At 73.1% G+C, this 26,942-nt stretch carries 27 protein-coding genes and 1 pseudogene; 10 read left to right on the top strand and 18 right to left on the bottom strand.

The window, feature by feature from the left end; genetic code table 11:
- Window positions 1-189: 189 nt before the first annotated feature.
- Together treS and Y09_RS12670 are read right to left on the bottom strand one after the other, a co-directional pair.
- A complete protein-coding gene (treS, locus tag Y09_RS12675; protein WP_053918051.1) occupies window positions 190-1,968 on the bottom strand; it encodes a maltose alpha-D-glucosyltransferase in 1,779 nt (592 codons plus the stop codon).
- A gap of 188 nt (window positions 1,969-2,156) precedes the next feature.
- A complete protein-coding gene (locus Y09_RS12670; protein ID WP_053918050.1) occupies window positions 2,157-2,834 on the bottom strand; it encodes a uracil-DNA glycosylase in 678 nt (225 codons plus the stop codon).
- A 133-nt stretch (window positions 2,835-2,967) separates the two neighbouring features.
- Here Y09_RS12670 and Y09_RS12665 point away from each other — a divergent pair, with 133 nt between their 5' ends.
- From Y09_RS12665 to Y09_RS12645, 5 genes are all read left to right on the top strand, one after another.
- A complete protein-coding gene (locus Y09_RS12665; protein ID WP_082358827.1) occupies window positions 2,968-3,351 on the top strand; it encodes a DUF3263 domain-containing protein in 384 nt (127 codons plus the stop codon).
- 62 nt (window positions 3,352-3,413) lie between these two features.
- Window positions 3,414-4,016 (top strand): LytR C-terminal domain-containing protein, encoded by a 603-nt coding sequence (locus Y09_RS12660; protein WP_053918049.1) that lies wholly within the window; start codon window positions 3,414-3,416, stop codon window positions 4,014-4,016.
- A 384-nt stretch (window positions 4,017-4,400) separates the two neighbouring features.
- Window positions 4,401-6,035 (top strand): chaperonin GroEL, encoded by a 1,635-nt coding sequence (gene groL / locus Y09_RS12655; RefSeq protein WP_053918048.1) that lies wholly within the window; start codon window positions 4,401-4,403, stop codon window positions 6,033-6,035.
- 177 nt (window positions 6,036-6,212) lie between these two features.
- A complete protein-coding gene (locus Y09_RS12650; RefSeq protein ID WP_010550095.1) occupies window positions 6,213-6,449 on the top strand; it encodes a hypothetical protein in 237 nt (78 codons plus the stop codon).
- Window positions 6,446-6,721: a hypothetical protein gene (locus Y09_RS12645; protein WP_053918047.1), complete on the top strand. Its 276-nt coding sequence runs from the start codon at window positions 6,446-6,448 to the stop codon at window positions 6,719-6,721. The genes Y09_RS12650 and Y09_RS12645 overlap by 4 nt, the downstream gene beginning before the upstream one ends.
- Window positions 6,722-7,400: 679 nt before the next feature.
- On the opposite strand, the gene Y09_RS12640 is transcribed toward Y09_RS12645, so the two are convergent.
- Window positions 7,401-8,228: a CPBP family intramembrane glutamic endopeptidase gene (locus Y09_RS12640; protein ID WP_053918046.1), complete on the bottom strand. Its 828-nt coding sequence runs from the start codon at window positions 8,226-8,228 to the stop codon at window positions 7,401-7,403.
- Window positions 8,229-8,311: 83 nt separating this feature from the next.
- Between Y09_RS12640 and Y09_RS12635 the strand changes: the two genes are divergently transcribed.
- Window positions 8,312-9,130, top strand: a complete 819-nt coding sequence (locus tag Y09_RS12635) for an endonuclease/exonuclease/phosphatase family protein (RefSeq protein ID WP_053918045.1) — start codon at window positions 8,312-8,314, stop codon at window positions 9,128-9,130.
- Between the two features lie 18 nt (window positions 9,131-9,148).
- On the opposite strand, the gene Y09_RS12630 is transcribed toward Y09_RS12635, so the two are convergent.
- Both Y09_RS12630 and Y09_RS12625 read right to left on the bottom strand, forming a co-directional pair.
- On the bottom strand, window positions 9,149-9,811 hold the full coding sequence (locus Y09_RS12630) for a hypothetical protein (RefSeq protein WP_053918044.1): 663 nt from the start codon (window positions 9,809-9,811) through the stop codon (window positions 9,149-9,151).
- A gap of 81 nt (window positions 9,812-9,892) precedes the next feature.
- Window positions 9,893-10,900: an LLM class flavin-dependent oxidoreductase gene (locus Y09_RS12625; RefSeq protein ID WP_053918043.1), complete on the bottom strand. Its 1,008-nt coding sequence runs from the start codon at window positions 10,898-10,900 to the stop codon at window positions 9,893-9,895.
- 106 nt (window positions 10,901-11,006) lie between these two features.
- Between Y09_RS12625 and Y09_RS12620 the strand changes: the two genes are divergently transcribed.
- The gene (locus Y09_RS12620; RefSeq protein ID WP_053918042.1) at window positions 11,007-11,975 is read left to right on the top strand and encodes an MsnO8 family LLM class oxidoreductase; all 969 of its coding nucleotides are present in this window, start codon (window positions 11,007-11,009) and stop codon (window positions 11,973-11,975) included.
- Between the two features lie 42 nt (window positions 11,976-12,017).
- Here Y09_RS12620 and Y09_RS12615 read toward each other — a convergent pair whose 3' ends face one another.
- Complete coding sequence (locus Y09_RS12615; RefSeq protein WP_053918041.1) at window positions 12,018-12,839, bottom strand: hypothetical protein; 822 nt, start codon at window positions 12,837-12,839, stop codon at window positions 12,018-12,020.
- A gap of 114 nt (window positions 12,840-12,953) precedes the next feature.
- On the opposite strand from Y09_RS12615, the gene Y09_RS12610 reads away from it, so the two are divergent.
- Both Y09_RS12610 and Y09_RS12605 read left to right on the top strand, forming a co-directional pair.
- Complete coding sequence (locus Y09_RS12610) at window positions 12,954-13,226, top strand: type II toxin-antitoxin system prevent-host-death family antitoxin (RefSeq protein WP_234695725.1); 273 nt, start codon at window positions 12,954-12,956, stop codon at window positions 13,224-13,226.
- Complete coding sequence (locus Y09_RS12605) at window positions 13,223-13,633, top strand: type II toxin-antitoxin system VapC family toxin (protein WP_053918039.1); 411 nt, start codon at window positions 13,223-13,225, stop codon at window positions 13,631-13,633. The genes Y09_RS12610 and Y09_RS12605 overlap by 4 nt, the downstream gene beginning before the upstream one ends.
- A 21-nt stretch (window positions 13,634-13,654) precedes the next feature.
- Here the strand turns inward: Y09_RS12605 and Y09_RS12600 are convergent, their stop codons facing one another.
- From Y09_RS12600 to Y09_RS12555, 10 genes are all read right to left on the bottom strand, one after another.
- Window positions 13,655-14,167 (bottom strand): GNAT family N-acetyltransferase, encoded by a 513-nt coding sequence (locus Y09_RS12600; RefSeq protein WP_053918038.1) that lies wholly within the window; start codon window positions 14,165-14,167, stop codon window positions 13,655-13,657.
- Window positions 14,164-15,867: an ABC transporter ATP-binding protein gene (locus Y09_RS12595; protein WP_082358826.1), complete on the bottom strand. Its 1,704-nt coding sequence runs from the start codon at window positions 15,865-15,867 to the stop codon at window positions 14,164-14,166. The genes Y09_RS12600 and Y09_RS12595 overlap by 4 nt, the downstream gene beginning before the upstream one ends.
- Window positions 15,864-16,745 (bottom strand): ABC transporter permease, encoded by an 882-nt coding sequence (locus Y09_RS12590; RefSeq protein WP_082358824.1) that lies wholly within the window; start codon window positions 16,743-16,745, stop codon window positions 15,864-15,866. The genes Y09_RS12595 and Y09_RS12590 overlap by 4 nt, the downstream gene beginning before the upstream one ends.
- Window positions 16,742-17,767 carry an ABC transporter permease gene (locus Y09_RS12585; protein WP_053918037.1) on the bottom strand — a complete coding sequence of 342 codons (1,026 nt, stop codon included), beginning with the start codon at window positions 17,765-17,767 and terminating at the stop codon, window positions 16,742-16,744. Before Y09_RS12585 ends, Y09_RS12590 begins: the two co-directional genes overlap by 4 nt.
- Window positions 17,764-19,503: an ABC transporter substrate-binding protein gene (locus Y09_RS12580; protein WP_053918036.1), complete on the bottom strand. Its 1,740-nt coding sequence runs from the start codon at window positions 19,501-19,503 to the stop codon at window positions 17,764-17,766. Before Y09_RS12580 ends, Y09_RS12585 begins: the two co-directional genes overlap by 4 nt.
- Window positions 19,500-20,756: a PLP-dependent aminotransferase family protein gene (locus Y09_RS12575; protein ID WP_053918035.1), complete on the bottom strand. Its 1,257-nt coding sequence runs from the start codon at window positions 20,754-20,756 to the stop codon at window positions 19,500-19,502. The genes Y09_RS12580 and Y09_RS12575 overlap by 4 nt, the downstream gene beginning before the upstream one ends.
- Window positions 20,756-22,168, bottom strand: a complete 1,413-nt coding sequence (locus Y09_RS12570; protein WP_053918034.1) for an FAD-binding oxidoreductase — start codon at window positions 22,166-22,168, stop codon at window positions 20,756-20,758. Before Y09_RS12570 ends, Y09_RS12575 begins: the two co-directional genes overlap by 1 nt.
- A gap of 272 nt (window positions 22,169-22,440) precedes the next feature.
- On the bottom strand, window positions 22,441-22,977 hold the full coding sequence (locus Y09_RS12565; RefSeq protein WP_053918033.1) for a hypothetical protein: 537 nt from the start codon (window positions 22,975-22,977) through the stop codon (window positions 22,441-22,443).
- 81 nt (window positions 22,978-23,058) lie between these two features.
- On the bottom strand, window positions 23,059-24,057 hold the full coding sequence (locus Y09_RS12560; RefSeq protein WP_053918032.1) for a cation diffusion facilitator family transporter: 999 nt from the start codon (window positions 24,055-24,057) through the stop codon (window positions 23,059-23,061).
- Complete coding sequence (locus Y09_RS12555; protein WP_053918031.1) at window positions 24,054-24,404, bottom strand: helix-turn-helix transcriptional regulator; 351 nt, start codon at window positions 24,402-24,404, stop codon at window positions 24,054-24,056. Before Y09_RS12555 ends, Y09_RS12560 begins: the two co-directional genes overlap by 4 nt.
- A gap of 148 nt (window positions 24,405-24,552) precedes the next feature.
- Here Y09_RS12555 and Y09_RS12550 point away from each other — a divergent pair, with 148 nt between their 5' ends.
- Window positions 24,553-26,106, top strand: a complete 1,554-nt coding sequence (locus tag Y09_RS12550) for a long-chain fatty acid--CoA ligase (protein WP_053918030.1) — start codon at window positions 24,553-24,555, stop codon at window positions 26,104-26,106.
- Between the two features lie 154 nt (window positions 26,107-26,260).
- Here Y09_RS12550 and Y09_RS12545 read toward each other — a convergent pair whose 3' ends face one another.
- Both Y09_RS12545 and Y09_RS12540 read right to left on the bottom strand, forming a co-directional pair.
- Entirely contained in the window at window positions 26,261-26,710 is a 450-nt protein-coding gene (locus Y09_RS12545; RefSeq protein ID WP_053918029.1) for a rhodanese-like domain-containing protein, read from the bottom strand.
- Window positions 26,707-26,942, bottom strand: a pseudogene (locus Y09_RS12540) (RNA helicase); the annotation flags it as partial. The pseudogene Y09_RS12540 and the gene Y09_RS12545, both read right to left, overlap by 4 nt.

Below are 26,942 nucleotides of genomic sequence, written 5' to 3'. Positions count from 1 at the left end.
GCGAGGCGGCCCCTCGCAGCGGTGACCCGCAGGTCATCGGGTCCTCGCGGCCCGCCCGTCGGGCCTCCCGGGATGCGGGATGACCTGCGTCGACCTCCTCGTCCCGAAGCCTCTCACCTCGCCCGCGGACGATGTGACGGGCGTCTCGTGCGCCGTGACGCAGTTGACGCCCCGTCGGCGCGGGCGGGTTCAGTCCGCGCCGATCACCGGCAGCGCGGTGGTGGTCGTCATCGGCTCGCCGTGGGCGTCCAGCGGACGCACCTTCAGCCAGTAGACGCCGTGCCCGCCGAGGGTGAGGGTGAGGGTGCCGGCCTCGTCCACCGCCGGGAACTCGTGCCCGCCGAAGAGGTCCCGGACGGTGCGCCGGTCCATCCCGGTCATCTCGAGCCTCGCGGTGACCGGCTGGGAGGACAGGTTGAACACGCACAGCAGCGTCTCGGCGTGCCACTCCGCGTCCTCGCCGTGCTCGGCGCCGTCGTAGGTGCGGGTGAAGGCGAGCACCCGCTCGGAGTCCGCCGGGATGTTCCGGTACGCGCCGAGCCCGAAGGCATCGTGCTCCTTGCGCACCGCGAGCACCCACCGCACGAAGTGCAGCAGGGAGCCGGAGTGGGCCATGTGCGCCTCGACGTTGGTGGTCGAGTAGTGGTAGACGAGCGACTGGATCACCGGCAGGTAGAGCTTGCCCGGGTCGGTGTTCTCGCTGAACCCGGCGTTGCGGTCCGGGGTCCACTGCATCGGGGTGCGCACCGCGTCGCGGTCCTCGAGCCAGATGTTGTCGCCCATCGCGATCTCGTCCCCGTAGTAGAGGAACGGGGAGCCGGGCAGGGAGAGCAGCAGGGCGTGGATCAGCTCGAGCTCGGAGCGGGAGTTGTCCAGCAGCGGCGCCAGGCGCCGACGGATGCCGACGTTCGCGCGCATCCGCGTGTCGGGCGCGTACCAGCCGAGCATCGCCGAGCGGTCCTCGCCGGAGACCATCTCGAGGGTCAGCTCGTCGTGGTTGCGCAGGAAGGTGCCCCACTGGGCACCGGCGGGGATCTCGGGGGTGTCCTCGAGGATGTCGATGATGTGCCGGGCGCTGCCCTCGCGCAGCGCGTAGAACAGCCGCGGCATCACCGGGAAGTGGAAGCACATGTGGCACTCGGGCCGCTCAGGGGTGCCGAAGTACTCCACCACGTCGGCCGGCCACTGGTTCGCCTCGGCGATGATCACGCGGCCCGGCCAGCTCTCGTCCACGAACTCCCGCAGCTCGGCGAGGAACTCGTGGGTGGCCGGCAGGTTCTCCCCGTCGGTGCCCTCCTCCTCGAAGAGGTACGGGATCGCGTCGGCGCGGAACCCGTCGATGCCCTTGTCCAGCCAGAAGCGCACCACCTCGAACATCGCCTCGCGCACCGCGGGGTTCTCGAAGTTCAGGTCCGGCTGGTGGGAGAAGAAGCGGTGCCAGAAGAACTGCCGGCGCACCGGGTCGAAGGACCAGTTGCTCTCCTCGGTGTCCACGAAGATGATGCGCGCGTCCTGGTACTTCTCGTCCGTGTCGGACCAGACGTAGAAGTCCCCGTACGGGCCCTCGGGGTCGGAGCGGGACTCGAGGAACCAGGGGTGCTTGTCGGAGGTGTGGTTCATCGGCAGGTCGATGATCACGCGGATCCCGCGCCGGTGCGCTTCGGAGACCAGCCGCTCGAAGTCGGTGATCGAGCCGAACTCCGGCAGCACCTGCTCGTAGTCGGAGATGTCGTAGCCGCCGTCCCGCAGCGGGGAGGCGAAGAAGGGCGGCAGCCACAGGCAGTCGATGCCGAGCCACTGCAGGTAGTCCAGGCGCTCGATGAGCCCGGTGAAGTCCCCGGTCCCGTCGCCGTTGCCGTCGGCGAAGGCGCGCACCAGCACCTCGTAGAACACGGCCTTGCGGTACCAGTGCGGGTCGTAGTCGACCCCTGGGCCCTGCGGGGAGAACTGGGCGGGGTTCAGGGGCATCGGGACCTCCACGGCGGCTGGGACGGCGGACGCGATGCCCCCACAGTAGTGTCCGGCGCGGTCGTGCGAGGCCCTGGGAGGCCGACGGACCGGGCGGTCTCCTCCCGCCCCGTCGGGCGCGAGGCCGGGGGCCCGCCCCCGCGGCGGGACCGGCGCGCTCTCGGACCGGATCCGGTCCCAGCCCGGCCTCAGTCCCGGATCCGCCAGTCCACGGGTCCGGCTCCCTGCGCCTCGAGCAGCGCGTTCACCTGCGAGAAGGGACGGGAGCCGAAGAAGCCACGGGAGGCCGACAGCGGGCTCGGGTGCGGGCTCGCCACATGCGGAACCTCGCCCAGCAGCGGGATCAGCGACTGCGCGTCGCGGCCCCAGAGGATCGCCGCGAGCGGCCCGCCGCGTGCCACCAGGGCGCGGATGGCGTGCTCGGTGATCTCCTCCCAGCCGCGACGTCGGTGGGAGGCCGGGGCGCCGGGCGCGACGGTGAGGACCCGGTTCAGCAGCAGCACCCCCTGGTCCTGCCAGGAGGAGAGGTCGCCGTGCGCGGCGGGGACGATGCCGAGATCGCTCTCGAGCTCCTTGTAGATGTTGGTCAGGGAGCGGGGGAGCGGGCGCACGTGCCGCTCCACCGCGAAGGACAGACCGATCGGGTGACCCGGCGTGGGATACGGGTCCTGGCCGACGATCAGCACCCGCACCTCGGACATCGGCCGGGCGAAGGCGCGCAGCACCGCCTCGCCGGCGGGCAGGTAGCCGCGGCCCGCGCGGACCTCCTCACGCAGGAAGCCGCCGATCTCGTGGAGGCGGTTCTCGACGGGACGGAGGGCCTCGGCCCAGTCTGGGGCGATGATCTCGGTCAGGGGAGCAGCCATGGAGGCAGTCAACCATCCGCGCGCGGCGCCGTCGGGGCGCGTCGGCCCCTCCCGGCGAGGCATCCCTCACGACCTGCGCAGGGCGGCGGCGTGGCAGCCCGGGGGAGCGGTCGCAGGTGCGTAGCCTCGGTCCATGCCCTCCGCCTCCGACGAGCCCGCCCGCGCCGACGCGCGCCCCTCCGACGTCCCGTCGTCGGAGCGCATGTCGTCGGAGCGCACGGCGTCCGAGCGCGTGCCGTCCGAGGTCGCGCTGCCGGGGCCGCAGGGGGCGCTCACCGAGCGGGACCGGCGGATCCTCGCGCTCGAGGGGCGCACCTTCCGCTACGTCGGCGCGAAGGAGCGGGCGATCCGCGAGGAGATCGGCCTGTCGAAGGTCGCCTACTACGTGCGGCTGAACGCCCTGCTCGACGAGCCGGCGGCGCTGCGCGCGGCCCCCGCCGTCGTCAACCGGCTCCGCGCCCGGCGCACCTCCGAGGACGGCGGCGCCTCCCTCGGCGGCGACCATCGCGTGGCCTGAGCCATCCGTCTCCGGGGCGTGTGCTCCACCCCCGATCCGGGTCGACCATGTTAAATGGGTCCGTGGCTGATTCCCAGTATCCCTACCCGCCGGACCGATTCGACGACGAGGCGGACGCCGTCACCTTCCACGGCGCCCACCGCGCCGAGCTCCCCTTCTGGCGGGAGAACCTGCTGTACATCATCATCATCGGCGCGGCCGTGGTGCTGCTGGTGGTGCTGCTCTTCGTGATCGGTGGCATGGGCGGCGGCGACGACGGCGCCGAGGGCCCGGCCTCCGCGTCGGAGAGCGCCTCGAGCGAGGCCGCCCCCGAGGAGAGCCCCTCGGAGGAGCCCGCCCCGGAGCCCGACCTCTCCGTGCCCGTCCAGGTGATCAACGCCGGCAGCATCAACGGCCTCGCCGGCACCTGGCAGGAGGAGCTCCAGGGCGAGGGCTGGGAGGACGTCAGCGTCGCCACCGCCGACAGCCCCCAGCAGGAGCCCGTCGTGTTCTACCGCGACGAGGCAGATGCGGACACCGCCCAGGCACTCGCCGAGCAGGTCGGCGCCGGCGAGGCGCGGCAGAGCGACGAGTACGACTCGCCCCTGACCTTCATCGCGGTCACCGAGCCCGGTGGCGGCGGCGAGGGCGACGGCGACCAGGGTGATCAGGGCGGCGAGGGCTGACCCCTCCCCGCACGCCCCTGCGGCCCCGCGACGCGCCGCTCCTCCTGAGGGAGGGGCGGCGCGTCCGCGTGTGCGCGCCGGGCGGGGTGCCCGCCCGTCGGCTCCGTTCGGAGAGGGTGACCGCCGACGACGTCCGGGCCGGACGACGGGGCCGTGTCCGCTCCTCGCGGAGAGTTAGCACTCTCAGGGGCAGAGTGCTTATGATGATCTGGCACTCGGTGCACGGGAGTGACAGCCCTCGCGCACATCGCCTCCGCGCACCGGGACCTGAACATTCCGGCCCCGTGAGGGCGTCGGCGCCGTGGGACATGAACACGGAGTCGGCTCCCGTCCGTCGCGGGCACTGGGCCGGGTGGACATCACAGACACGGGAGAGATTCCACAATGGCCAAGCTCATCTCTTACGACGAGGAGGCCCGGCGCGGCCTCGAGCGGGGAATGAACCAGCTCGCCGACGCCGTCAAGGTCACCCTCGGCCCCAAGGGTCGCAACGTCGTGCTCGAGAAGTCCTGGGGCGCCCCCACCATCACCAACGACGGCGTGTCGATCGCCAAGGAGATCGAGCTCGACGATCCCTACGAGAAGATCGGCGCCGAGCTGGTGAAGGAGGTCGCCAAGAAGACCGACGACATCGCCGGCGACGGCACCACCACCGCCACCGTCCTCGCCCAGGCCCTGGTCAAGGAGGGCCTGCGCAACGTCGCCGCGGGCGCCAACCCGATCGCGCTCAAGCGCGGCATCGACCAGGCCGTGGCCGCGGTCTCCGAGACCCTGCTCAAGCAGGCCAAGGAGATCGAGACCAAGGAGCAGATCGCCTCCACCGCCGCCATCTCCGCGGCCGACCCGGCCATCGGCGAGCTCATCGCCGAGGCCCTCGACAAGGTCGGCAAGGAGGGCGTGATCACGGTCGAGGAGTCCAACACCATGGGCCTCGAGCTGGAGCTCACCGAGGGCATGCGCTTCGACAAGGGCTTCATCTCGCCGTACTTCGTCACCGACGCCGAGCGCCAGGAGACCGTGCTCGAGGATCCCTACATCCTCCTGCTCTCCTCCAAGGTGTCCTCCGTCAAGGACCTGCTGCCGCTGCTGGAGAAGGTCATCCAGGCCGGCAAGCCGCTGGCGATCATCGCCGAGGACGTCGAGGGCGAGGCCCTCGCGGTGCTCGTGGTGAACAAGCTCAAGGGCTCCTTCAAGTCCGTGGCCGTCAAGGCCCCCGGCTTCGGCGACCGCCGCAAGGCGATGCTGGAGGACATGGCCATCCTCACCGGTGGCCAGGTCATCGCCGAGGAGGTCGGCCTCAAGCTGGAGACCGCCGGTCTCGAGCAGCTCGGCCAGGCGCGCAAGATCGTCGTCACCAAGGACGAGACCACCATCGTCGAGGGCACCGGCGACGCCGACCGCATCGCCGGCCGCGTCTCCCAGATCCGCGCCGAGATCGAGAACTCCGACTCGGACTACGACCGCGAGAAGCTCCAGGAGCGCCTCGCGAAGCTGGCCGGCGGCGTCGCCGTCATCAAGGCCGGCGCCGCGACCGAGGTCGAGCTCAAGGAGCGCAAGCACCGCATCGAGGATGCCGTGCGCAACGCCAAGGCCGCCGTGGACGAGGGCGTCGTCGCCGGTGGCGGCGTCGCGCTGCTGCAGGCCGGTGCGGACACCTTCGGCAAGCTCGCCCTCGAGGGCGACGAGGCCACCGGTGGCAACATCGTCAAGGTCGCCATCGAGGCACCGCTCAAGCAGATCGCGGTCAACGCCGGTCTCGAGGGCGGCGTCGTGGCGGAGAAGGTCAAGAACCTTCCCGTCGGCCAGGGCCTGAACGCGGCCACCGGCGAGTACGAGGACCTGGTCTCGGCCGGGATCATCGACCCGGTCAAGGTGACCCGCTCCGCGCTGCAGAACGCGGCGTCCATCGCGGGCCTGTTCCTCACCACCGAGGCCGTCGTGGCCGACAAGCCGGAGCCCGAGGCCCCGGCCGCCGGCGGCGACATGGGCGGCATGGGGGGCATGGGCGGCATGATGTGATCTCCTGATCACCTGCCGCTCCACCCGAGCGCTCGACGAGCCCCGATCCTCTGACGAGGGTCGGGGCTCGTCGCTGTCCGTGGAGGCGGGAATGGGCAGTACTCCCCATGGTTGCGGCGGGCACCGGCGCCTATGGTCGGGTGCGGGGGAGACATCAACGTCACACGGAGGGGAACCATGTTCCACGGAGCAGACACCGGCCAGCTGCAGGACTTCGCGCAGCGGCTGGGAGAGAGCTCGGGACGCACGTCGGAGCTGCTCGACGAGGCGACCACCTGGAGGCTGAGCCGTTCGAAACCCGCAGGGCTGGAACTGGAGCGGTATCTCCTCATCGACGACGGCGACCCCGCCACCGTATGGGTGGCAACGTGTCCTGCTCTCGATGCCGTGGCAGGGAACGGGTGGAGCGCGTGAGCGACCCGGTGCCGCGACGAGGAGTCCTCGCCGCGGCGGGAACGGGCCTGCTGCTGTCGCTCCTCGGATGCGACGACGAAGCCGAGGACCCGGCGCCGTCGACGACGGTGCCGGACGGTATGCCGACCACGGCGGTCGGCGTCCTCGAGAGCGCGGACCTCGCCCCGCCGCCCGAGGAGACGTCGATACAGGGGACCGCCTTCGAGCGCATGGTGCTCGTCGACGACGCGGACCCGCGGACCGTCCGGGTACGTCTCAGCGAGGTCCGCTGATCGTCTCCACCGGAGCGCCGGAGGACGATTCCGCCCTGTGCACGAACGAGCGGCCGCGCAGCGCGTCACGTCCGTGCTCGTGGAGCTCTCCGTCCTCGTCTTCGCGCTGCTGGGCCTGGTCTGGGGCGGGATCCGCGGCATGTCGATCTCCTTCGACCAGGCGATCCCGGGCCTGCCGGTGACCGTGGGGCAGATGTATCTGGCCCTGCCGATCGCGGGCGTGCTCATCGCCCTGTCGCCCTCGAGGACCTCGTGCGCGCCGCGCGCGGCGACGACATGCTCGCCGGTGACGACGCCCCCTCGTGGAAGGGTCGGGCGGCGGGGTCCTCGCCGCCCGGGCCCTCCCTCACGGGCCTCGCCGTCGGGGTCTCGCAGTCCGGGTCCGCCGCCGGCCCGGTCGTCCTCGAGGGTCAGCCGGGGCACTGCCGGTCCGGGCGTGGTCGGCCGGTGGCGCAGGGCGTGCCACTACGGCATATATGCCGTAGTGGCACGCCCTGCGCCATGACCTGACCATGCCCGGGCCGCGAGAGGGCGGGGAAGGGCTGCGTGGGGGTGGGGCAGCGCCCCGAGGAGGTGGGGAACAGCCCCGAGGGGGTGGGATAGGGCCGCGAGGGGCGGGAGAGGAGCACGAGGAGGTGCGGCGGAGCCGGCGAGGACGCGCCGGCCGGTCCGCGGCCGGTCAGACGAGGAAGATCGGGATCGCACCCGGATGACGGGCGTGCACGATCGCGAGGAAGACGACCACGTCGAACAGCAGGTGCACGATCAGCACGTACAGCAGCGAGCCGGTGCGGGCGAACAGCCAGCCCTGCAGCAGCGCGAAGGGCGCGGTGAGCAGCGGCCCCCAGGCCTGGTAGCCGAGCTCCCACAGGAACGACACGAAGATCGTCGCCTGCAGCAGGTTCGCGGTCCACACCCCGAAGTGACGGCGCAGCAGCGCGAAGCAGGTGCAGATGAAGAACAGCTCGTCCCAGGTGCCCACGAAGTTCACGCCCGCGAAGAAGCGCGCCACCTCCCCGCCGTCGGCCAGGTGCGGCCAGTTGCGGTAGACGCCCGAGGTGATGAAGTAGAACGGAAGGATCAGCCAGCCCAGGAAGGGCACGGCCACGATGTAGCCCTTCTCGAGGCGGGTCCACGGCTCGCCCGTGCGCAGCGGGAACCGGATCGCGCGCCGGCGCAGCAGCAGACGGTCCACCGCCGCCGGCACCAGCACCGCCAGCAGCAGCACGGCGCCGATGGTGAGGAAGCGGTCCCAGTCCACCGAGGCGACGACCGAGGTGGTCGAGACGATGGCGATCCCGATCCCGATCAGCGCGAGGTCCTTCGCGAGCTCCCGGGAGACGAGCACCGCGCCGAGCAGGCTGAGGGCCAGCAGCAGGTGACCCCAGCCTGCCAGCTGCAGGGCGAACAGCAGGAACGCGGAGGCGGACACCCCGACCGCCGGCAACAGCGCTAGGCGTGAGGCGGAGGAGGGCTCCGCGGGGGCGGCGGCCGACGGCGTCGTCATGTCCTCAGCATGGCAGGAGCGGAACCGCGACGGGACACGCCCTGCCGCGTCGGGCCGCGCCCGTCGTGCGCGAGGATGGAGCGATGGCACCCACCGACGCGCAGCCGCCCGCCCTCTCGCTCCTCACCCAGAACATCCGGTACCACGACGAGAGCACCCTCCCCGGTCAGGCCGACCACTGGCCCGAGCGGGCCCCGGTGCTCGCCCGGCTCCTCGGCGAGGCCGACGCGGACGTCGTCGGCCTGCAGGAGGTGCTCGCCTCGCAGATCCCCGTGATCGACGAGACGCTCGCCGCCACCCACCTGCGCCTCGGCATCGGCCGTGAAGGAGGCGGACGCGGGGAGCACAACCTCCTGCTGCTGCGCCGGGACCGGTTCGAGGTGCTGGACTGGGACCAGCTGTGGCTCTCCGAGGAGCCCGACCGGATCGGGTCGACGGGCTGGGACGCGATGTGCCCGCGGATCGCGGTGTGGGCACGGGTTCGGGACCGGGAGAGCGGGGACGACTTGGTGGCCGCGGTGACGCACCTGGACCACGAGGGGCACGAGGCGAGGGCGACAGGCGCGGGACTGCTCGCCCAGCACCTGCGCGAGGCGGCCGACGGGGCGCCCGTGGTGCTGCTGGGCGACTTCAACGCCGCAGGCGGCGACAGCATCCCGTGGCGGGTGCTGCGCGACGCCGGCTTCGAGGACGCCCACGACGTCGCCTCCGCGCAGGTGGGGGAGGACATCGGCACCTTCCCCGACTACGGCACGCCGGAGACGGGCGGGATCCGGATCGATTGGATCCTCGTCCGTGACCTCGTCGTCGAGGAGTACGCGGCCCGGGTTCCGCTGCACGAGGGCCGCGCGGCGAGCGACCATGCGACGGTCACCGCGCGGGTGCAGCCGACGGGGCGCTGACGCGCCTCCCGTCCCGCCTCACATGTCGCGGGCCGAGGTGAGCAGCTGCGATCCGCCCGCGCACACGGCGGTGAGCTCGATCAGGTCGCCCGCGTCGGAGACGTCCGGTCCCTTCTCCTGGGCGAGCGCGGGCGACACGTCGACCCAGCCGCCCGGGCAGTCCTGGACCTCGCCCTCGAGGGTGGGGACGAGCGCGGCGAGCACTTCGTCCTCGGAGACCGGCTCCGGCGCGCCCGCCCCGCCGTGGTCGGAGGCGCCGGCCGCCGCCGTGTCGGAGACGAGCTCGTCGACCTGCGCGGGCTCCAGCTCGATCACCGCCTGCCACCAGTAGTCGTCCTGGGCCGGGAACGGCACCCTCTCGTACGGGTCGGTGAACCGGCCCTCGGCGATCGTCACCGCTCCCACGGTCTCGAGCACGGGGAAGTGCTCCTCGACGAGCTCGGGGGAGTGCAGGACGAGATCGGGCTGGTAGTACCGCTCGGACGCTTCGTCCCGCACCCAGTCGGGCTCGTCCCGGTCGGTGCCGCCGCCCAGCGGGCCGCAGCCGCCGAGCAGCGCCGCGGCGAGGAGCGCGCCGGTCAGCGCCCGGGCGGTCGCGCGCTGGGCGGTGCCTCGCGGCGAGGGTCGGCGTGCCCGCGCACTGCGGCCCGCCGGACCATGCGTCGGTCTCTCGTCGTCCATGGCTCCCCCTTCGTCCCCGGCGCCATATCTACCAGGTGCCGGGACCCGGGGCGGCAGGGCAGGGGCCGGGGAGCGGCGGTCTCAGAGCCCCCAGGCCTCGGCGAGCAGCTCGAGGCTCTTCAGCCGGTCCGCGGGGTCGTAGTGGTAGGCGGTGAGGATCAGCTCGTCGGCCTTCGTCGCGGCGACGATCTCCTCGAGCTGGGAGACGACGGTGGCGGGGGAGCCGACGGCCTTGATCGACAGGGTCTGGTCCACCTTCTGCAGGAGGTGCTCCGGGGCGACCTCGGTGATGTCCCGCGGGGGCTGGATCTTCTGCCGCTGCCCGGTGACGACGCCGAGGAACATCTGCTGCAGGGTCGTGAACTGGCGCTGCGCCTCCTCGTCGGTCTCGGCGACCACGAGGTTCACGCCCACCATCGTGTGGGGCTGCTCGATCTGCGCGGAGGTGGCGTCGGGGTCGAAGTGGGCGCGGTAGGTCTCCAGCGCATGCAGGTACTGGAAGGGCGCGAAGTGGGAGGCGACCGAGAAGGGCATGCCCAGCTGCGCCGCCAGGCGCGCACCGTTCGCCGTCGAGCCGAGGATCCACATCGGCACCTCGGTGCCGCGGGCGACCTCCGCGGTGATCGGCAGTCCACCGGAGGCGGGCACCTCACGGGACCAGTCCCGCATCTGCTCGACCGCGGCGATGAAGGCGCCGGGCTCGGCGGAGGTGCGGGCCAGCAGCTGGGCGGTGAGCTGGTCGGTGCCGGGCGCGCGGCCGAGGCCGAGATCGATCCGGTCGCCGTGGAACTGCACGAGGGTGCCGAACTGCTCGATCACCGCCAGCGGCGAGTGGTTCGGGAGCATGATCCCGCCGGAGCCGACGCGGATCCGCTTCGTCATCGAGGCGGCGCGGTCGATCAGCAGCGAGGTCGCCGAGGAGGCGAGGGAGTCGGTGTTGTGGTGCTCGGCGAACCAGTACCGCTCGTAGCCGAGACGGTCTGCGACCTGCGCGCCCTCCATCGAGGCGGCGATGGCGTCGCGGGTGCTCTGGCCGTCGGAGATGGAGACGAGATCGAGGATCGACAGGGGCACGTGAGGAGCGTTCATACTGCTCAGGCTATCGACGCGGGCGTGGGGCGGGGAGGGCGCAGGGTGAGAGGTTCTCGACCCCGTCGGCGGGAAGCTTCCGCACCCCGGATGCGTTCCCGGCGACATGAGGATCTCCCTGCTCGACCGCTCCCGCACGCGCGCCGGCCGCGACGAACAGGCCGCCCTCGCCGACAGCGTCCAGCGGGCAGTCGCCGCCGAGCAGCTCGGATACCGCCGCTTCTGGGTCGCCGAGCACCACACCGTGCCGGGCATCGCCAGCGGCGCCCCGGCCGTGCTGCTCGCCGCGATCGGGCAGCGCACCGCGCGGATCCGGCTCGGCTCCGGCGGGGTGATGCTGCCGAACCACCGCCCCCTCGTCGTCGCCGAGCAGTTCCTGATGCTCGAGGCGCTCACGCCGGGACGCATCGACCTCGGGCTCGGCCGCTCCCTCGGCTTCACCGCCCCGGTCCGCGAGGCAATGGGACGCACCGAGGCGAGCACGGAGGACTTCGCGGCCGAGGTGGGGCAGGTGCGCGACCTGCTCGAGGGCGCCGCGCCGCTCACCGCCCGGCCCGTCGCGACGGAGCCCCCGCCGATGCACCTGCTCGCCACCGGCGCCGGGCTCGGCATCGCCGCCCGGCTCGGCCTCGGCGTGGTGCTCGGCGGACCCGTCCTGCACGCCGACGACGTGGGCGAGCGCGTCGCCGCCTACCGCCGCGAGTTCCGCCCGCACCGCGGCAGCGTCCCGCACGTGATGGTCTCGATGGACCTGCTGGTGGCCGACACCGACGCCGAGGCCCGCGAGCTCGCGCTCCCCGAGGTGTGGGCGATGGTCCGCTCCCGGGAGACCGGCGCGTTCCCTCCACTGGAGGACCCGGCCCGCATTCGGGCACAGGGGCTCTCCTCGCGCGAGCGCGACCGGGTGGAGAGGGGGCTCGGTAAGGCGTGGGCGGGCAGCCCCGCGAGCCTGCGGCCTCGGGTGGAGCGGGTGCTCGAGGCGACCGGGGCCGACGAGCTCCTCGCCGCGGGCGCCACCTTCGACCGCGCCGCGCTCGCCGGCTCCGATGCACGGGTCATGCGGCTGCTGGGCTGAGGTGCGTCGGCCCCGACCGCCGACCCTGTCCGTCTCCGCCGCTCAGCCGACGTCGAGCCCGGTGCTCAGCGCGATGTTCCCGGCGATCATCGCCGCGAGCACCACGAGGCCGATGACCGGCACCGCGCGCAGTCGCAGCGGTTCGGCGCCCACCTCGCGCACCCAGCGGGAGAAGAGGTGCGCCATCGGCGCGAAGACGAAGGTGGCGGTGCCAGCCGCGAGGATCGCGATCTGCTCGCCCGCTCCCATCTCCGCCCCGCTGAGCACGAGATACAGCAGAGCCAGCAGCACCGAGGCGATCATCCCCCACAGCCAGGGGAACAGTGTCACGGCGTTGCGCCGCACGGGGTCCTCGCCCGCGAAGCGCGCCATGTGCGGGGCGAAGGCCCAGGCATTGGCGAACATGCCGCCGACGCCCACGCCCAGCAGCGCGAACTGCGCGACCACCGGCAGGCCCATCAGCTGCGCCGCCATGCCGGTGTCCCCGGCACCGAACGGAGTCAAGCACAGGTAGGTCACGCCCTCCTGCACGGACACGAAGGCGAACCAGACCCAGATCAGGTGGGCGAGGTCCCCGCGCTGCCGCAGCGGGGTCCACCGCTGCAGCAGGATGCCGGTGACGAGGCTGAACGCCGGCCCGGCGAGCAGGGCCACGACCTCCGCGGTGACGGTGAGATCGCCGTGGTGGAGGACGCCGAAGGGGTACAGGGTCCCGCCGTGTCCGAACACGAGGCCGGTGACGAGATGGACGAGCTCGTGCAGAAGGATCATCAGCGCGCTCGCGATCAGCGCGGCGACGAGGCTGTTGACGAGGAGCGAGCGGGCGGAGGGGAGGGGGATGGAATCTCTGTCGGCGAGAGCCATTCCCAGATCGTGGCACCTCGCGCGCGGCGCGGGGGCGATTCGCCCGATTCCATGACAGCTGTCATGACTCTGGCGCCCCGCCTCGACCCCTCGGAAAATACCTACTGAAGGTACATGTCGAAGGGAGAGGGCGCCATGGCGACCACGTTCACGAGCCGGGAGTTCAACCGCGACGTCTCGGCGGCGAAGCGCGCAGCCGAGAACGGACCGGTGACCATCACTGACCACGGTCGGCGCTCGCACGTGCTCCTGACGGCCGAGGAGTTCGATCGGCTGAGCGGCGCCCGCGAGCGCCTCGGGGATCGACTCTGGGCACGGGGAACGGAGGGCATCTACCTCGACCTGCCGCCGAGGCGCGTCGAGGTGCCTCGGGAGGACGACCTGTGAGATACCTGCTGGACACGAACGTCCTCAGCGACGCTCGTGCGCGACGGTCCCCGGCTCTGATGGCCTGGCTGCAGGAGCAGGTGATCGCCGACCTCCATCTGAGCGCCGTCACCCTGCTGGAGCTGGAGCGCGGAGTCCGCCGGAAGGAACGCGTCGATCCCGCAGGAGCCGGGCCGCTGCGACGATGGCTCGATGAGGACGTGCGGGCGTCCTTCGCCGGGCGGGTGCTGCCCGTCGACGACGAGGTCGCGGTCGCGGCGGCGGCTCTGCACGTCCCCGACCCGATGCCCGAGATGGACGTCCTGATCGCGGCGACAGCTCTCGTCCACGGGCTCACCCTCGTCACACGGAACATCAAGGACTTCGCCAGTGTGCCGGTCGCCCTCTTCGACCCGTGGACCGAGTGAGCGCCAGTCGATGCATGGCGGTCACCGCCGCCCGTGCAGCGCCTTCCGGAAGCACACGCTGATCTCGTCGGCCGGGTCGTAGGGCGCGAACACGTCGATCCGCTCCCAGCCCTCGCGCTCGTAGAGCGCGATCGCCTCGGGCTGGCGGTTGCCGGTCTGGAGGAACAGCTCGTCCGAGCCGCGGTCCCGGGCCGCGTCCTCGAGCCGGGCCAGGATCCGGCTCGCGAGGCCCAGCCTCCGATGGTCCGCGTCGACCACCAGGCGCTTGACCTCCCAGCGGTCCGGCAGGCGGCGCAGCGTCCCGGTCGCGGCGGGCTTCCCGTCCACGAGCGCGAGCACCACCACGGCCACGTCCTCGGCGCTCGGCGGGGCCGGGCGAGGGGAGCCCTGGCGCAGGGCCGCGTAGCGGGGCGAGAGCTCGACGTCCATCGACTCCCGCAGCGCTGCGCCGCGCGGGTCGTCCCAGTCGGTGTCGGCCCAGGTCAGGATCCGACCGCCCGGCAGGACGGCGAGGGAGGAGGCGGTGGTGGTCATGCGCTGGCCCCCACGTCCTGGCGGGCGGGGATCGAGGCGATGAGCCGGCGCGTGTACTCCTCGCGCGGGGCGGCGAAGACCTCTTCGACGATCCCGGACTCGACCACCTCGCCGCGGCGGAGCACGGTGAGGGTGTCGGCGAACTGCCGCACCACGCCGAGGTCGTGCGAGATGAACAGGTAGGTCAGGCCCAGGTCCCGCTGCAGCGTGGCGAGCACCTCGAGGATCGAGGCCTGCACCGTCACGTCCAGGGCGCTGGTCGGCTCGTCGAGCACGAGCACCTCGGGACGCAGCGCGAGGGCGCGGGCGATCGCGACCCGCTGCCGCTGCCCGCCCGAGAGCGCCCCCGGACGCCGGCTGCGCAGCGCTTCGGGCAGGCGCACCGCCTCGAGCGCCCATGCCGTCCGCTCCGCCCGGTCGGCGCGGTCGCCGACCTTGTAGTGCTCGAGCGGCTCGCGCACGATCCGCTCGACGGTGAAGCGCGGGTCCAGCGAGGTGAAGGGGTTCTGGTGGACGAGCTGCAGGTCGCGCCGCAGCGCACGCAGCCCGACGGGATCGGCGGGGTCGACGGGACGGCTGCCGACGGAGAGGGCGCCGGCATCCAGCGTCTCGAGCCCCAGCAGCGCCCGGGCCGCGGTGGACTTCCCCGAGCCGGACTCGCCGACCAGCGCGTGGGTGCGGCCGAGGGGGATCGCGAAGGAGACGTCCGCGAGGGCGCGCACCTCCCGGTCGCGGGTGCGGAAGGTGCGGGAGATGCGGCCTGCCTCGACGTGCGCGACGCCGGCCGGGTGGCGCCCGTCCCGCTCGGCGCGCAGCGGGGCGAAGCGGTCCGGGTTCAGCCCCGGCACGTCGGCCTGCAGCGCGCGGGTGTACTCCGCGCGGGGAGCGGTGAACACGTTCGCGGTGGGGCCGGCCTCCTGCACCTCGCCCTGCTGCAGCACCACCACCTCGTCGGCGCGGGAGGCGGCGAGGGCGAGGTCGTGGGTGATCAGCAGGATCCCGATCCCGAGCTCGGCCCGCAGCGTATCCAGCAGGTCGAGGATCTGCTTCTGGACCGTGACGTCGAGCGCGCTGGTGGGCTCGTCGGCGATCAGGAGCCGCGGGCCGGGCAGGATCGCGAGCGCGATCAGCACCCGCTGCAGCTGCCCGCCGGAGAGCTGATGGGGGAAGGAGTCGAGGATCCGACCCGGCTCCGGCAGGCCCACCCGCTCGAGCGCCGCGTGCACGAGCGCCTCGCGCTCCTCGCCGCGGCGGGCGCCGGGCACGAGCGCCGCCGCCTCGAGGGCCTGGGCCCGGATCGTGCGCACCGGGTTCAGGGAGGAGCCCGGGTCCTGCGGCACGAAGCCCAGCACCCTCCCGCGCAGCGGCAGGAACTCCCGCTCGCGCAGGCCCGTCACCTCGCGGCCCTCGATCCGGATCGACCCGTCCACGCGGGCGCGGCGGGTGCCGAGCAGGCGCAGCACGGCCCGCGCGATCGTGGACTTGCCCGAGCCGGACTCGCCGATCAGGGCGAGGGCACGGCCCGCGCCGACGGCGAAGGAGACCCCGTGGACCACCTCGGCGGGGCCGTAGGCGACGCGCAGGTCCTCGACCTGCAGCAGCGGCGGGGCAGGGGCGGCGGTGTCGGCGGCCGCTGCGGTGGCGTCGGGAGCCTCGGCGGTGGTCGATGCGGCAGTGGTGGATGCGGCAGTGGAGTTCATCGGTTCCTCCCGAGGTCGAGCCAGCTGGACAGGCGGCTCACGGACAGCACGACGACGGCGATGACGAGGCCCGGGGCGATCACGAGCCACGGGGCGTGCAGGAGGTGCTCGCGGCCGTCGGAGACGAGCAGGCCCCAGTCGGAGGCGGGCGGCGGATCGCCGTAGCCGAGGAAGGCGAGCCCGGCGATCACCAGGATCGCGATGCCGAACTGGAGCACCGCGAGCGAGAGCACGGGGCGCACCGCGTTCGGGAGCACATGGCGCAGCAGGACGTATCCGGCCGAGGCGCCGCTGAGGCGGGCCGCCTCGATGAACACGCTGGTGCGCCCCCGCAGCACCTCCGAGCGCATCAGCCGCGCGAACACCGCCACCGCCGAGACGCCGGTCGCGATCGCCGCGTTGCGGGTGTCGTAGCCGAGCGCGGTCACGATCACCACCGCGAGCAGGAAGCCCGGGATCGCCAGGAGCACCTCGACCACGCGGCCGATCACCGCGTCGACCCAGCCGCCCAGGTACCCGCCCAGCAGGCCCAGCAGCCCCCCGGCGAGCACGCCGATCGCGACCGCGATCAGCGCGCTGGTCATCGAGGAGGCGGAGCCGTGGATGATGCGGGTGAGCAGGTCCCGGCCCAGATGGTCGGTGCCCAGCCAGTACTCGGCGCCGGGCGCGGTGAACTTGTCGTCCGGCACGCCGACGGCAGGATCGTGCCCCGTGACCAGGCCCGGGACCAGCGACCACAGGAGCACGACGGCGAGCACGGCGAGGCTCGCCAGCACGCTCGCGGGCGGCAGACGACGGGAGAGGGAACGGGCCGGGGCCGTCGCGGCGGCGACGGGACCGCCGGCGACCGGGCCGGGGGCGGCATCCAGGACGCTCATCGCAGATCCTCCTTCCCGCGCAGGCGCGGGTCCAGCAGCGGGTAGAGCAGGTCGATCACGAGGTTCACCACCACGAACACCAGCGCGGAGAGCACCACGGCCGCGAGCAGCACCGGCACGTCCTGCGCGGCGACCGCCTTCTGCACCAGCGTGCCCACGCCGGAGCGGCCGAAGATCGCCTCGGTGATCAGGGAGCCGCCGAGCACCTCGCCGAGCACGAGCCCGATGATCGTCACCGTCGGCAGCAGGGAGGGGCGCAGCAGGTGCCGCACCACGACCTGTCCCGGGCGCAGGCCGCGCGCGAGGGCGACCTCGGCGTAGTCCTGACCGGCCGCCTCGTCCAGCGCCGTGATGAACACCTGCGCGATCTGCGCGGAGACCGGGATCGCGAGGGTCAGGGCGGCGGCGAGGGTGGAGCCGGGGCTGTGCGGCTCGACGAGGCTGAACAGCCCCAGCGACACCGCGAGCACCTGGATCAGCACCAGTCCGATCAGGAAGTTCGGGGTCGAGAGGAACACCGCGGGCAGGGCGCGCACCAGGGTGTTCGCGGGCCCCTCGGGCAGCAGCCGGGAGGCCAGGGCCAGCACCGCCGCGATCAGTACGGCGAGGACGAGCGCGGTCGCGGCCAGCGCCAGGGTCGAGGGGATCGCGGCGCCGAGCATCGCGGTGACCGGCTGCGCGGTCGACAGCGAGGTGCCCAGGTCGCCCGTCAGCGCATGGCCCAGCGAGACGACGAGCTGGACGGGCACGGGCCGGTCCAGGCCGTGGAAGGCGCGGATCTGCGCCTTCTCCGCCTCGCTGTACCCGGCCTGGGGGTCGTCCAGCTGCGCGGAGATCGGATCGCCCGGGATCGCGGCGAGGACCGCGAACACGAGCACGTAGGCGAGCACCACCACGATCAGCGCCTGCCCTGTGCGACGCAGCGCGAAGGACGCGTAGCGGCGGGCGGTGCGCGCGGCGGCCGACGGGGCCGCGAGGGTCCCCGTCGGCCCGCCCGGGGCGGTGGGGGTCAGGACGCTCATGAGGGCTCCTTGCGGGCGGCGTGGTAGGAGGGGATCGCGACCGCGTTGAAGGTGATACCGGTCAGCTCGGGGGACTGGACGTAGATGCGCTGCACGTTCTGCTCGAGCGGGATGAAGTACGCCTGCTCGAGCACGTGCCGGGAGAGCTCCTCGACCAGCGGGGCGCGCTCCTCGCGGGTCGCGGCGCCGGCGACCTCGTCCCGCAGCCGCACCAGCTCCGCATCGGAGGAGCCGGTCTGGAACCAGTCCTCGCCCTCGTCGGTGATCACCCCGGCGACCGTGCCGACGTCCACGAAGCTGCGCGTCACCTCGCCCACGCCCTGCTCGGGGTCGTTGGTGACCCGCTCGGTCCAGGTGGGGATGTCGAGCTTCTGGGTGCGCACCCGGATCCCGAGGCGGCCCAGGTGCTGGGAGATCAGCTCCGCCTCGGGCACCGAGCCGGTGAGGTAGGGGGTGGGGTAGATGGTGAAGCCCAGCTCGACCCCGTCCTTCTCCCGGAAGCCGTCCTCGTTCCGGCTGGTCCAACCCGCCTCGTCGAGGAGGCGCGCGGCGAGCCCGGGATCGTAGGAGAACAGCTCGGTGAGATCGGTGGTCTCCGGCACCCCGGCCTGCAGCCAGCTGGTCGCCGGCTGCCAGGCGTCGGTGAACACGGTGCGGAGGATCTCGGCGCGGTCGATGCCGCGGGTGACGGCCTGCCGCACGCGCACGTCATCGAAGGGCGCGACCTGCGTGCGCAGGCTGTAGCCGTGCACGAAGCCGAGATAGCGGGGCACCTCGATCACGAAGCCGGCCTCGGTGAAGGCATCCAGCACCTGCGGGTTCACGTTGTAGGAGAGGTCGGTCTGGCCGGCCCTGGCGGCGGAGGCGCGCAGGGTGTCGTCGGGCAGGACCGTGAAGGTGATCGCGGCGAGCTGCGCCGGCCCGCTCGCACCGAGCGCCTCGGGCGCCCAGTCGTAGTCCTCGCGCCGCACCAGGCGCACGCGCTGCCGCGGCTCCCAGCTCTCCAGCACGAAGGGTCCCGAGCCGATCTGGCTGGCCAGGTCGGCCTGCTCCTCGAGGGAGAGGGCGAGAGAGGAGGGGGCCATCAGCTGGCAGCCGTGATAGCCGAGGGTGGGCAGGAAGGACAGCGTCGGCGCGGTGAAGGTGACCCGCACGGTCAGCGGATCCAGCGCCTCGGCGCCCTCGTAGGTGCCGCCGGGGAACAGGCCCACCCGCGCCAGGCCCTCGTCGGGGCGGCCGACGGCCCAGGCCTCGAGGTTCGCGAGCACCGCCTCGGCGTCCAGCGGGGTGCCGTCGGAGAAGGTGACGCCGCCCCGCAGGTGCAGCACGTACTCGGTCGCCTCCTCGTTCTGCTCCCAGTGCGTCGCGATCCAGGGGGTGACGGCTCCCTCGGGATCGGTGTGGACGAGCTTGTCGGTCAGCTGCTGCCACACGTTCGCCTCGTAGCTGGAGATCGCGCTCTTGGAGGGGACCCAGCCGCCGTCGAGGTTCGAGATGAGGAAGGAGAGCTCCAGGTCGTCTCCCGCGCCGCCGCTGCCGCCCCCGTCGGCGAGGGCGCCGTCCAGGGCGCAGCCGGCCAGGGGCAGCGCGGCGAGGCCGAGCGCACCGGCGCCGAGGCCCTGGAGCAGACGGCGGCGGCTCGGCCCGTCGGGGCGTGCGGTGATCGCGCGCCCGTCGATCGCGGCCCCGTCCTCCGGCGGTCCGACGGGTCCCGGCGCGGGGCGGCGGGCGCTCATCGTCGGGCCTCGGGGGCGGTCAGGGCGGCGATCAGGCGCTCGGCGCCGTCGGTCAGCGCGGCCTCGTCGAGGTGGCTGATGCCCACGCGCAGGCGGCCTTGGTCCTCGTCGTCCCCGGTGAGGAAGAAGTACCGGCCCAGCGCCATGTCGGTGCCGAAGCGCTCCCGGGCCAGGCGCTGCGCCGCGGCGAGGTCGATCCCGTCGTCCAGCACCCGCGCCCACAGGAAGATCCCGCCGGTGCGCTGCTCGATGCGCACGCCGCCGGGCACACCGGTCTCGAGCAGGTGCGCGAGGAGGTCGGCGCGGAGGGCGTAGCGGGTGCGGGCGCGGTCCGCGATCGCCTCGAGGCCTCCGTCGAGCCCCTCGCGTCCCCCGGCGCCGACGACCCGCTCGACCACCGACTGCACCAGCACGGAGGAGTGCTGGTCCTGGTTGGCGCGCAGGCGGGTCACGGGGCCGACGAGCCAGCTCGGCAGCACCAGATAGCCCAGGCGCAGCCCGGGCCCGAGGATCTTCGAGAAGGTGCGCACGCGCACCACGAGCTCCGAGTCGGTCGGATAGTCCTCGGGCACCTGGACGCCGGGGAAGGCGAGGCCCGCGTAGGCGTTGTCGGAGACGATCACGAAGCCGTAGTGCTCGGCGAGGGCGGTCAGCCGCTCGCGCTGCAGAGCCGGGGTGATCAGGCCGGTCGGGTTGTGGAAGTCGGGCACCGTGTAGAGCAGCTTCGGCCGCGCCCCGGCCTCGAGCCGGTCCTCGAGGGCGTCCAGGTCCAGCCCCTCCCCGGTGAGCGGCAGGGGCAGCACCTCGACCTCGTGGTGCTGGAGGTCCCGGAAGATCAGCGGATAGGTCGGGTCCTCCACCACGATCCGGTCGCCGCGGTCCAGCAGCGCGTCGAACAGCAGGGAGAGACCGTGGAAGGCGCCGTTGGTGAGCAGCACCCGGGAGGCGTCCACGCCCTCACGGCGCGCGATCCACTCCCGCAGCGGCGCGATGCCCGCCGGGGTGCTGTACTGCAGCGCGCCGACGAGCGCGGCGGGATCGGAGGTGAGGTCCTCGGCCGCGCGGTGCAGCGCCTCCAGCGGGAGGTCCCCGGCACTCGGCGCACCGCCGAGGAGGGAGACGGCGCCGGGCAGGGGAGCGGCGACGGGGCCGAAGCCGCGGGCGAGGTCCTCGCGTGCGCCGAGTCGGGAGAGCAGCCCCGCGGAGAGGCTCTCAGGGGTCAGGGCGGCGGGGTCGAGGGCGGTCGTGCTCATCACAGGGCCTTCCCGGGGTTGAGGAGCTGATGGGGGTCGAAGGCGGTCTTCAGGCGGTGCTGGAGGTCGCGGGAGGCGGTGGAGAGCTCGAGGTCGAGCCAGCCGCGCTTCGCGGTGCCGATGCCGTGCTCCCCGCTGACGGTGCCGCCGAGCGCGAGCGCGGTGCGGACCAGCTCGTCGGCCGCCGCCAGCAGCGGGGCGGGCAGCTGGCCGGGCGCGTGGTCCTCGGAGCGGGGGAGGGCGAGGGAGGGGTGGAGGTTCCCGTCGCCGGCATGGGCGATCGCGGAGGTCTCCACGCCGTGGCGCCGGCCGATACCGGGCAGCGCCTCGAACATCTCGCCGAGGCGGGACTTCGGCACCGCGACGTCCTCGCCGAGGCGGTGCCCGCCCGCGCCGGAGCCGCGGCCGGAGCGGCGCAGCTCCCACAGGTGCTCCGCCTCGGCCTCGTCCTCGATCTCGCGCACGGTGCCGCCGGCCGCGGTGAGCGCGGCGGCGAGGTCCGCGAGCTGCTCGTCGATGCCGTAGCCGTCGAGCTCGATCAGCAGGATCGTGCTCTCGCCGCGGGCGAGCTCGGAGCCGGTGTTCGCGTCGATGTCGGCGAGGGTGGGGCCGTCCATCAGCTCGGTCGCGGCGGGCCGGACGGGGCTGCGGGAGATCGCGTTCACGCCCTCGGCCGCGGCGCCCGCCGAGTCGAAGCGCGCCAGGACGGTGCGTCGTGCGACGGGCAGCGGGCGGATCCGCACGGTCGCGGCCGTGATGACGGCGAGGGTGCCCTCGGAGCCGATCAGCAGCTGGGTGAGGTCGAGGCCGGTGACGCCCTTGATCGAGCGATGCCCGGTGCGCAGCAGCGTGCCGTCGGCGAGGACCGCCTCGAGGCCGAGCACGGACTCGCGAGTGACCCCGTACTTCGCGCAGTGCAGCCCGCCCGCGTTGGTCGCGATGTTCCCGCCGATCGTGGACAGCCGCGCGCTCGCGGGATCGGGGGCATAGAAGACGCCGTGCGGGGCGAGGGCGGCGGAGAGGTCGGCGGTGATCACCCCGGCCTCGACCACGGCGACCTCGTCGAGCAGGTCGATCTCGCGGATCCGGGTGAGCCGCTCCAGGCCCAGCACGATCGCGCCGGTGCTCGGGGCGGCGCCGCCGGAGAGGCCGGAGCCGGCGCCGCGCGGAACGACGGGGGTACCCGCCTCGTGGGCCAGGCGCAGCACCTCCTGCACTCCGGCGGTGTCCGCCGGCAGGACCAGGAGGAAGGTGGTGCCGTCCGGGGCCTGCACCGCCGTGTCGCCGGCGTAGCGCGGCGCGGGGTCCTCGATCACGGCCTCCTCCCCGAGCAGGGGGCGCAGGCGCGCGGCGAGCTCGGCGAGGCGCTCGGCGGGGCGGGCGTCGGTGAGGGGGCTGGCGAGGCTGGTCACGGGGCGGGACTCCAGGTGGGCCGGGCGGTGGTCGTGGCCCAGGGTGCGCCCTCGCGCGCCATAAGTGCAAGTGCTGACCGTCATAAGTCGTCACGGTGGGTGATCTGCGGCATCCCGAGGGGTGCTTCCGCCCTCTCCGCGCCGGACAGCTCTGCGTCGACCCCCTCCGTGCCCGTCCCCACCGCGTCCGCCCTCTCCGCACCCGGACGCGACGAGGCCCCGCCGATCACAGAGCGGCGAGGCCTCGTCGACAGGACCTCTCGAGGTCCTGGTCAGGGCCCGGGCGGGCGGAACCCGGCCTGTGCGTACTGCGCGCGCACGCGCTCGTTGTGTCCGGAGGTGGCCAGGCACCCCCAGACGATGCTCGTGATCCATGCGGCGATCCCGATCAGCGGCACCAGGGTGAACAGGACCGCCCCGAACCCGAGGGTGAGCACCGAGAGCACGCCGATCAGGATCGAGGCCAGCAGGATCGCGCCGAGCGTGATGCCGAGCAGGATCAGCGCCCCCGGCACGGTCGCGTAGAACATGCCGAGCACCCCGAAGAAGAAGGTCAGCACGAAGGCGACCCCCACGCTCTTCTCGGCGGGCATCACGACCACCGGCGGCGGTCCGTAGGCGCCCTGCGCCGGGACCCACGGCTGCACCGCGCCGTGCGGGACGGCCCTGTCCGTCGGCCCGCCGTGCGCGCCCCCTGGCGCGCCGGTCGCGAACGGGTCGTACTCCCGTCCCTGCGGTGCGAGGCCGCGCGGCGGCACCGTCGTCCCCTCGATCACGGGCCCGTGCCCGTCGTGCCCCGGATGCGTCATCGGAGTCCCCCTCGGTCGACTCCGCTCATCGTACGGGCGGGATCGGACACCTGTCCGGGGCCGACGAGGATGTGGACGGGGTCAGCCCTGCGCGTCCGCGTCGTCCCGGGGCGGGCGCAGCGCGGCCTCGTCCTCGCCGTGGATCGGGACGTGCGCCTCGGGGATGTCCTCGTAGCTCGCAGGATCGGAGATCGGCTCGAGATGGGTGAGCACGTGCAGGGTCGGCATGACGCCCATCAGCTCGTGCTCGAGTCCCTCGATGTAGTCGTGGCCGCGCTTGACCGTCCAGTCGTCGGGCACGAGCACGTGCACGTTCATGTACTTCTCCTGCCCCGCCTCGCGGGTCTGCAGGCCGTGGAAGGTGACGGTCCCGTCGGTGCGGCGGCGCAGGATCTCGGTGATCACCTCGTGCTCCTCGTCCGGCAGCGCCTTGTCCAGCAGGCCGGAGACGGACTCGGTGATCAGACCGATGCCGGTGACGATGATGTTCACGCCGACCGCGAAGGCGACGAGCGCATCCAGTCGCTCCCAGCCGGTCAGCACCACCAGCGCCACGCCCACCAGCACGCCCGCGCTCGTGACCACGTCGGTCATCAGGTGCTTGCCGTCGGCGCGAAGGGTGATCGAGTCGTGCTTCCTCCCCGCGCGCAGCAGCACGAGCGCCACGCCGCCGTTGACCAGCGAGGCGATCACGGAGATCGCGAGGCCCCAGCCGACGTTCTCGAGGGGCCGCGGGTTCAGGAAGCGCTCGACCGCGGTGACCAGGATGACGCCGGCGGCGGCGAAGATCATCACGCCCTCGACCGCGGCGGAGAAGTACTCCGCCTTCGCGCGGCCGTAGAGGAAGCGCTCGGTGGCCGGGCGGAACGCGACGCGCAGCGCGATCAGCGCGACGACCGCGGCGACGAGGTTGACCACCGACTCCGCCGCGTCGGAGAGCAGGCCGACGGAGCCGGTCGTCACCCAGGCGCCGGCCTTGAGGGTGATCGTGACGATCGCCGCGGCGATCGAGAGTCGGGCGAACTTCGTCAGGTCCACCTTCTGGCGGACGGGACGGGGAGAGGTCTCGGTGCTGCTCACGGATGGTCCTTGCGGGGAGGGTCGGGGGCGAGGGAGCCGTCGGGGGCGATGTGCTCGAAGATCTGCTCGACGAGCTGGACCACGTGCGGGTCCTCGACGGTGTAGTAGCTGTGGCGGCCCTCGCGGGTCGCCGAGACGATGCCGGTCAGGCGCAGCTTGCGCAGGTGCTGGCTGGTGGTGGGCAGGCTCAGGCCCACCCGCACCGCGAGCTCGCCCACGTCGTAGCGGCCCGTGCTCATCAGCTGCACGAGATGGAGGCGAGCGGGGCTGGCCAGCATCGAGAAGGTGTCCGCGGCCGCGGCGAGCTGCGGCTCGGTCGGCGCGCGGTCCTCCGGGGGCGTCGTCATGCCCGCCACCCTCCCTAACGTTTCGTCATTCGCGCAACTGACGAAATAGACGATGTGGCGCGCCCGACGGGGAGTGTGCCCTGAGCGGCGGCGGCGCGTCATACTGTGAGTCCCCCGTCACAGCGACGTCGACGAAGGAGACCGCCGCATGTTCAACCTCTCCGTGGTGCTCGAGGACAGCGCCCGCACCGCCCCCGACCGTCCCGCCCTGGTGCTGGGCGAGACCTCCCTGACCTACGCCGAGGTCGACGCCGCCGCCTGCCGCGTCGCGCATCTCCTGGTCGAACTCGGGGTCGAGCCGGGGGACCGGGTGGCGCTGAGCTGCCCCAACCTGCCGCAGTTCCCGATCGTCTACTTCGGGATCCTCAAGGCCGGCGCGGTGGTCGTCCCGCTGAACGTGCTGAACAAGCCCCGCGAGATCACCTACTACCTCGACGACACCGACGCCGCGGTCGCCTTCTGCTTCGAGGGCACCGAGGAGCTGCCCATCGGCCGCCACGTGGTCGAGGGCGCCGCGGCCGCGGCGCGTCCGCCGCAGATCGTGCTGATCACCGCGGACCCGTCGGCCGAGAGCCCCTACGAGGGGGTGCCCACCCTCGCCGGCGCCGTCGCCGAGCGGCCCGGGACCTTCCCCACCGTGCAGCGCGCCGAGACCGACACCGCCGTGGTCCTCTACACCTCGGGCACCACCGGGCGGCCCAAGGGCGCCGAGCTCAGCCACTCCAACCAGCTCATGAACGCCCTGACCTGCAACCGGCTGTTCGACTCGCGGCCGGGGGAGGACACCCACCTGGTCGTCCTGCCGCTGTTCCACACCTTCGGGGCGACGGTGAACATGAACGCCGGCTTCTCGATGGGGGCGACCCTCGTGCTGCTGCCCCGCTTCGAGCCGCAGCAGGCTCTCGAGCTGCTGCTGCGCCACCGCGTGAGCGTCTTCGCGGGCGTGCCCACCATGTGGTGGGCGCTGCTGCGCCTGCTCACCGGCGGCGCCGCGGCCGAGGGGCTCTCCGAGCACCTGCGCCTGGGCGTCTCGGGCGGCGCCCCGCTGCCGGTCGAGATCCTGCGCGGCGTGAAGGAGCATCTCGGGATCTCGATCATGGAGGGCTACGGGCTCTCCGAGACCTCCCCGGTCGCCTCCTTCTCCCGCCGCGAGCGCCCGCGCCCCGGATCGATCGGCCTGCCGGTGTGGGGCGTGGAGATGGACCTGATCGACCCCGCCGACCCCGACTGGGCCCGCGTGAGCGAGGTCGACGAGATCGGGGAGATCATCGTGCGCGGCCACAACGTCATGACCGGCTACCTGGGCCGCCCCGAGGAGACCGCCGCGGTGCTGCGGGACGGCTGGTTCCGCACCGGCGACCTCGGACGCCGCGATGCGGAGGGCTTCTACTGGGTCGTCGACCGCTCCAAGGACATGATCGTGCGCGGCGGCTACAACGTGTACCCGCGCGAGGTCGAGGAGGTGCTGCTGACCCACGAGCAGATCTCCCTCGCCGCCGTGGTGGGCGTCCCGCACGAGCGGCTGGGGGAGGAGGTGGTCGCGCACCTCATCCTCGTCGACGGTGCGACCGCCACCGCCGAGGAGCTGAAGGCCTGGGCGAAGGAGCAGATGGCGGACTACAAGTACCCGCGCGAGATCGTCCTCGCCGAGTCCCTGCCGATGACCTCCACCGGGAAGATCCTCAAGCGCGAGCTGCGCTGACGCCGCCGGCGTCGGATCAGGCGGCGTCGGATCAGGCGGCGTCGGATCGGGCGGCGTCGGATCGGGCGGCGTCGCGCCCGGCCCACATGAGCCCGCCCGCAGGGACCGGTGTCCTGGTCGCCGCGGGCGGGCTCGGGTCGTGCAGCGGAGGGCCTCAGTCCACGTAGCGGGTGGGCTCCTCGTCGACCGGGAGGCCGGCCTGCGCATAGGCGCGGAACCCGTCGACCAGATCGGTGGCCCGGTGGAAGCCGAGTTCGCGCAGGTCGCGGGCGGCGAGCGAGGAGTAGTACCCCTCGTTGCACAGCACGATCACGGGGTCGTCGTGGCCCGGCCCGCCGTCCATGCGGTGCGCGGAGGAGGGGTCCAGCCGCCACTCGAGCACGAGGCGCTCGACCACGGTCGCCCCGGGGACGTGCCCCTCGGGCTCGCGCGTCACGGCCGAGCGGATGTCGATCACGTGCGCCCCGGCCGCCTGCGCGGCGGCGAGGTCGGCGGGCTCGACACGGTCCACGCCCCGACGCGCGGCGGCGAGGACCTCGTCGATCCCGTGGCCGGCGGGCGCCTCGGCGCGCCGACGGCCGTGGGCGTCCGACGGCTCCGTCATCGGCGCCGCCCGGAGGAGAAGGCCGCGAGGCCGCCGCCGACGGCGTTCCCGCTGCCGGAGCCCTCGGAGCTGGTCGAGTAGGTGGTGGGGGCCGGACGGCCCTGACGGCGCCCGCCGCCGGAGCCCTGACCCTGACCGCCGCGGCGCCCGCCGCCCTGGCCGCCCGAACGTCCCTGGCCGCCCGAACGTCCCTGGCCGCCGGAGCGGCCGGAGCCGCCCTCGCCGCCGCGGC

Origin of the sequence: Brachybacterium sp. SW0106-09 (assembly GCF_001293905.1) — a bacterium.
Classification (GTDB): domain Bacteria; phylum Actinomycetota; class Actinomycetes; order Actinomycetales; family Dermabacteraceae; genus Brachybacterium; species Brachybacterium conglomeratum.
The sequence above is the reverse complement of the archived record's forward strand: the minus strand, read 5'-3'. Positions and strand labels throughout refer to the sequence as shown.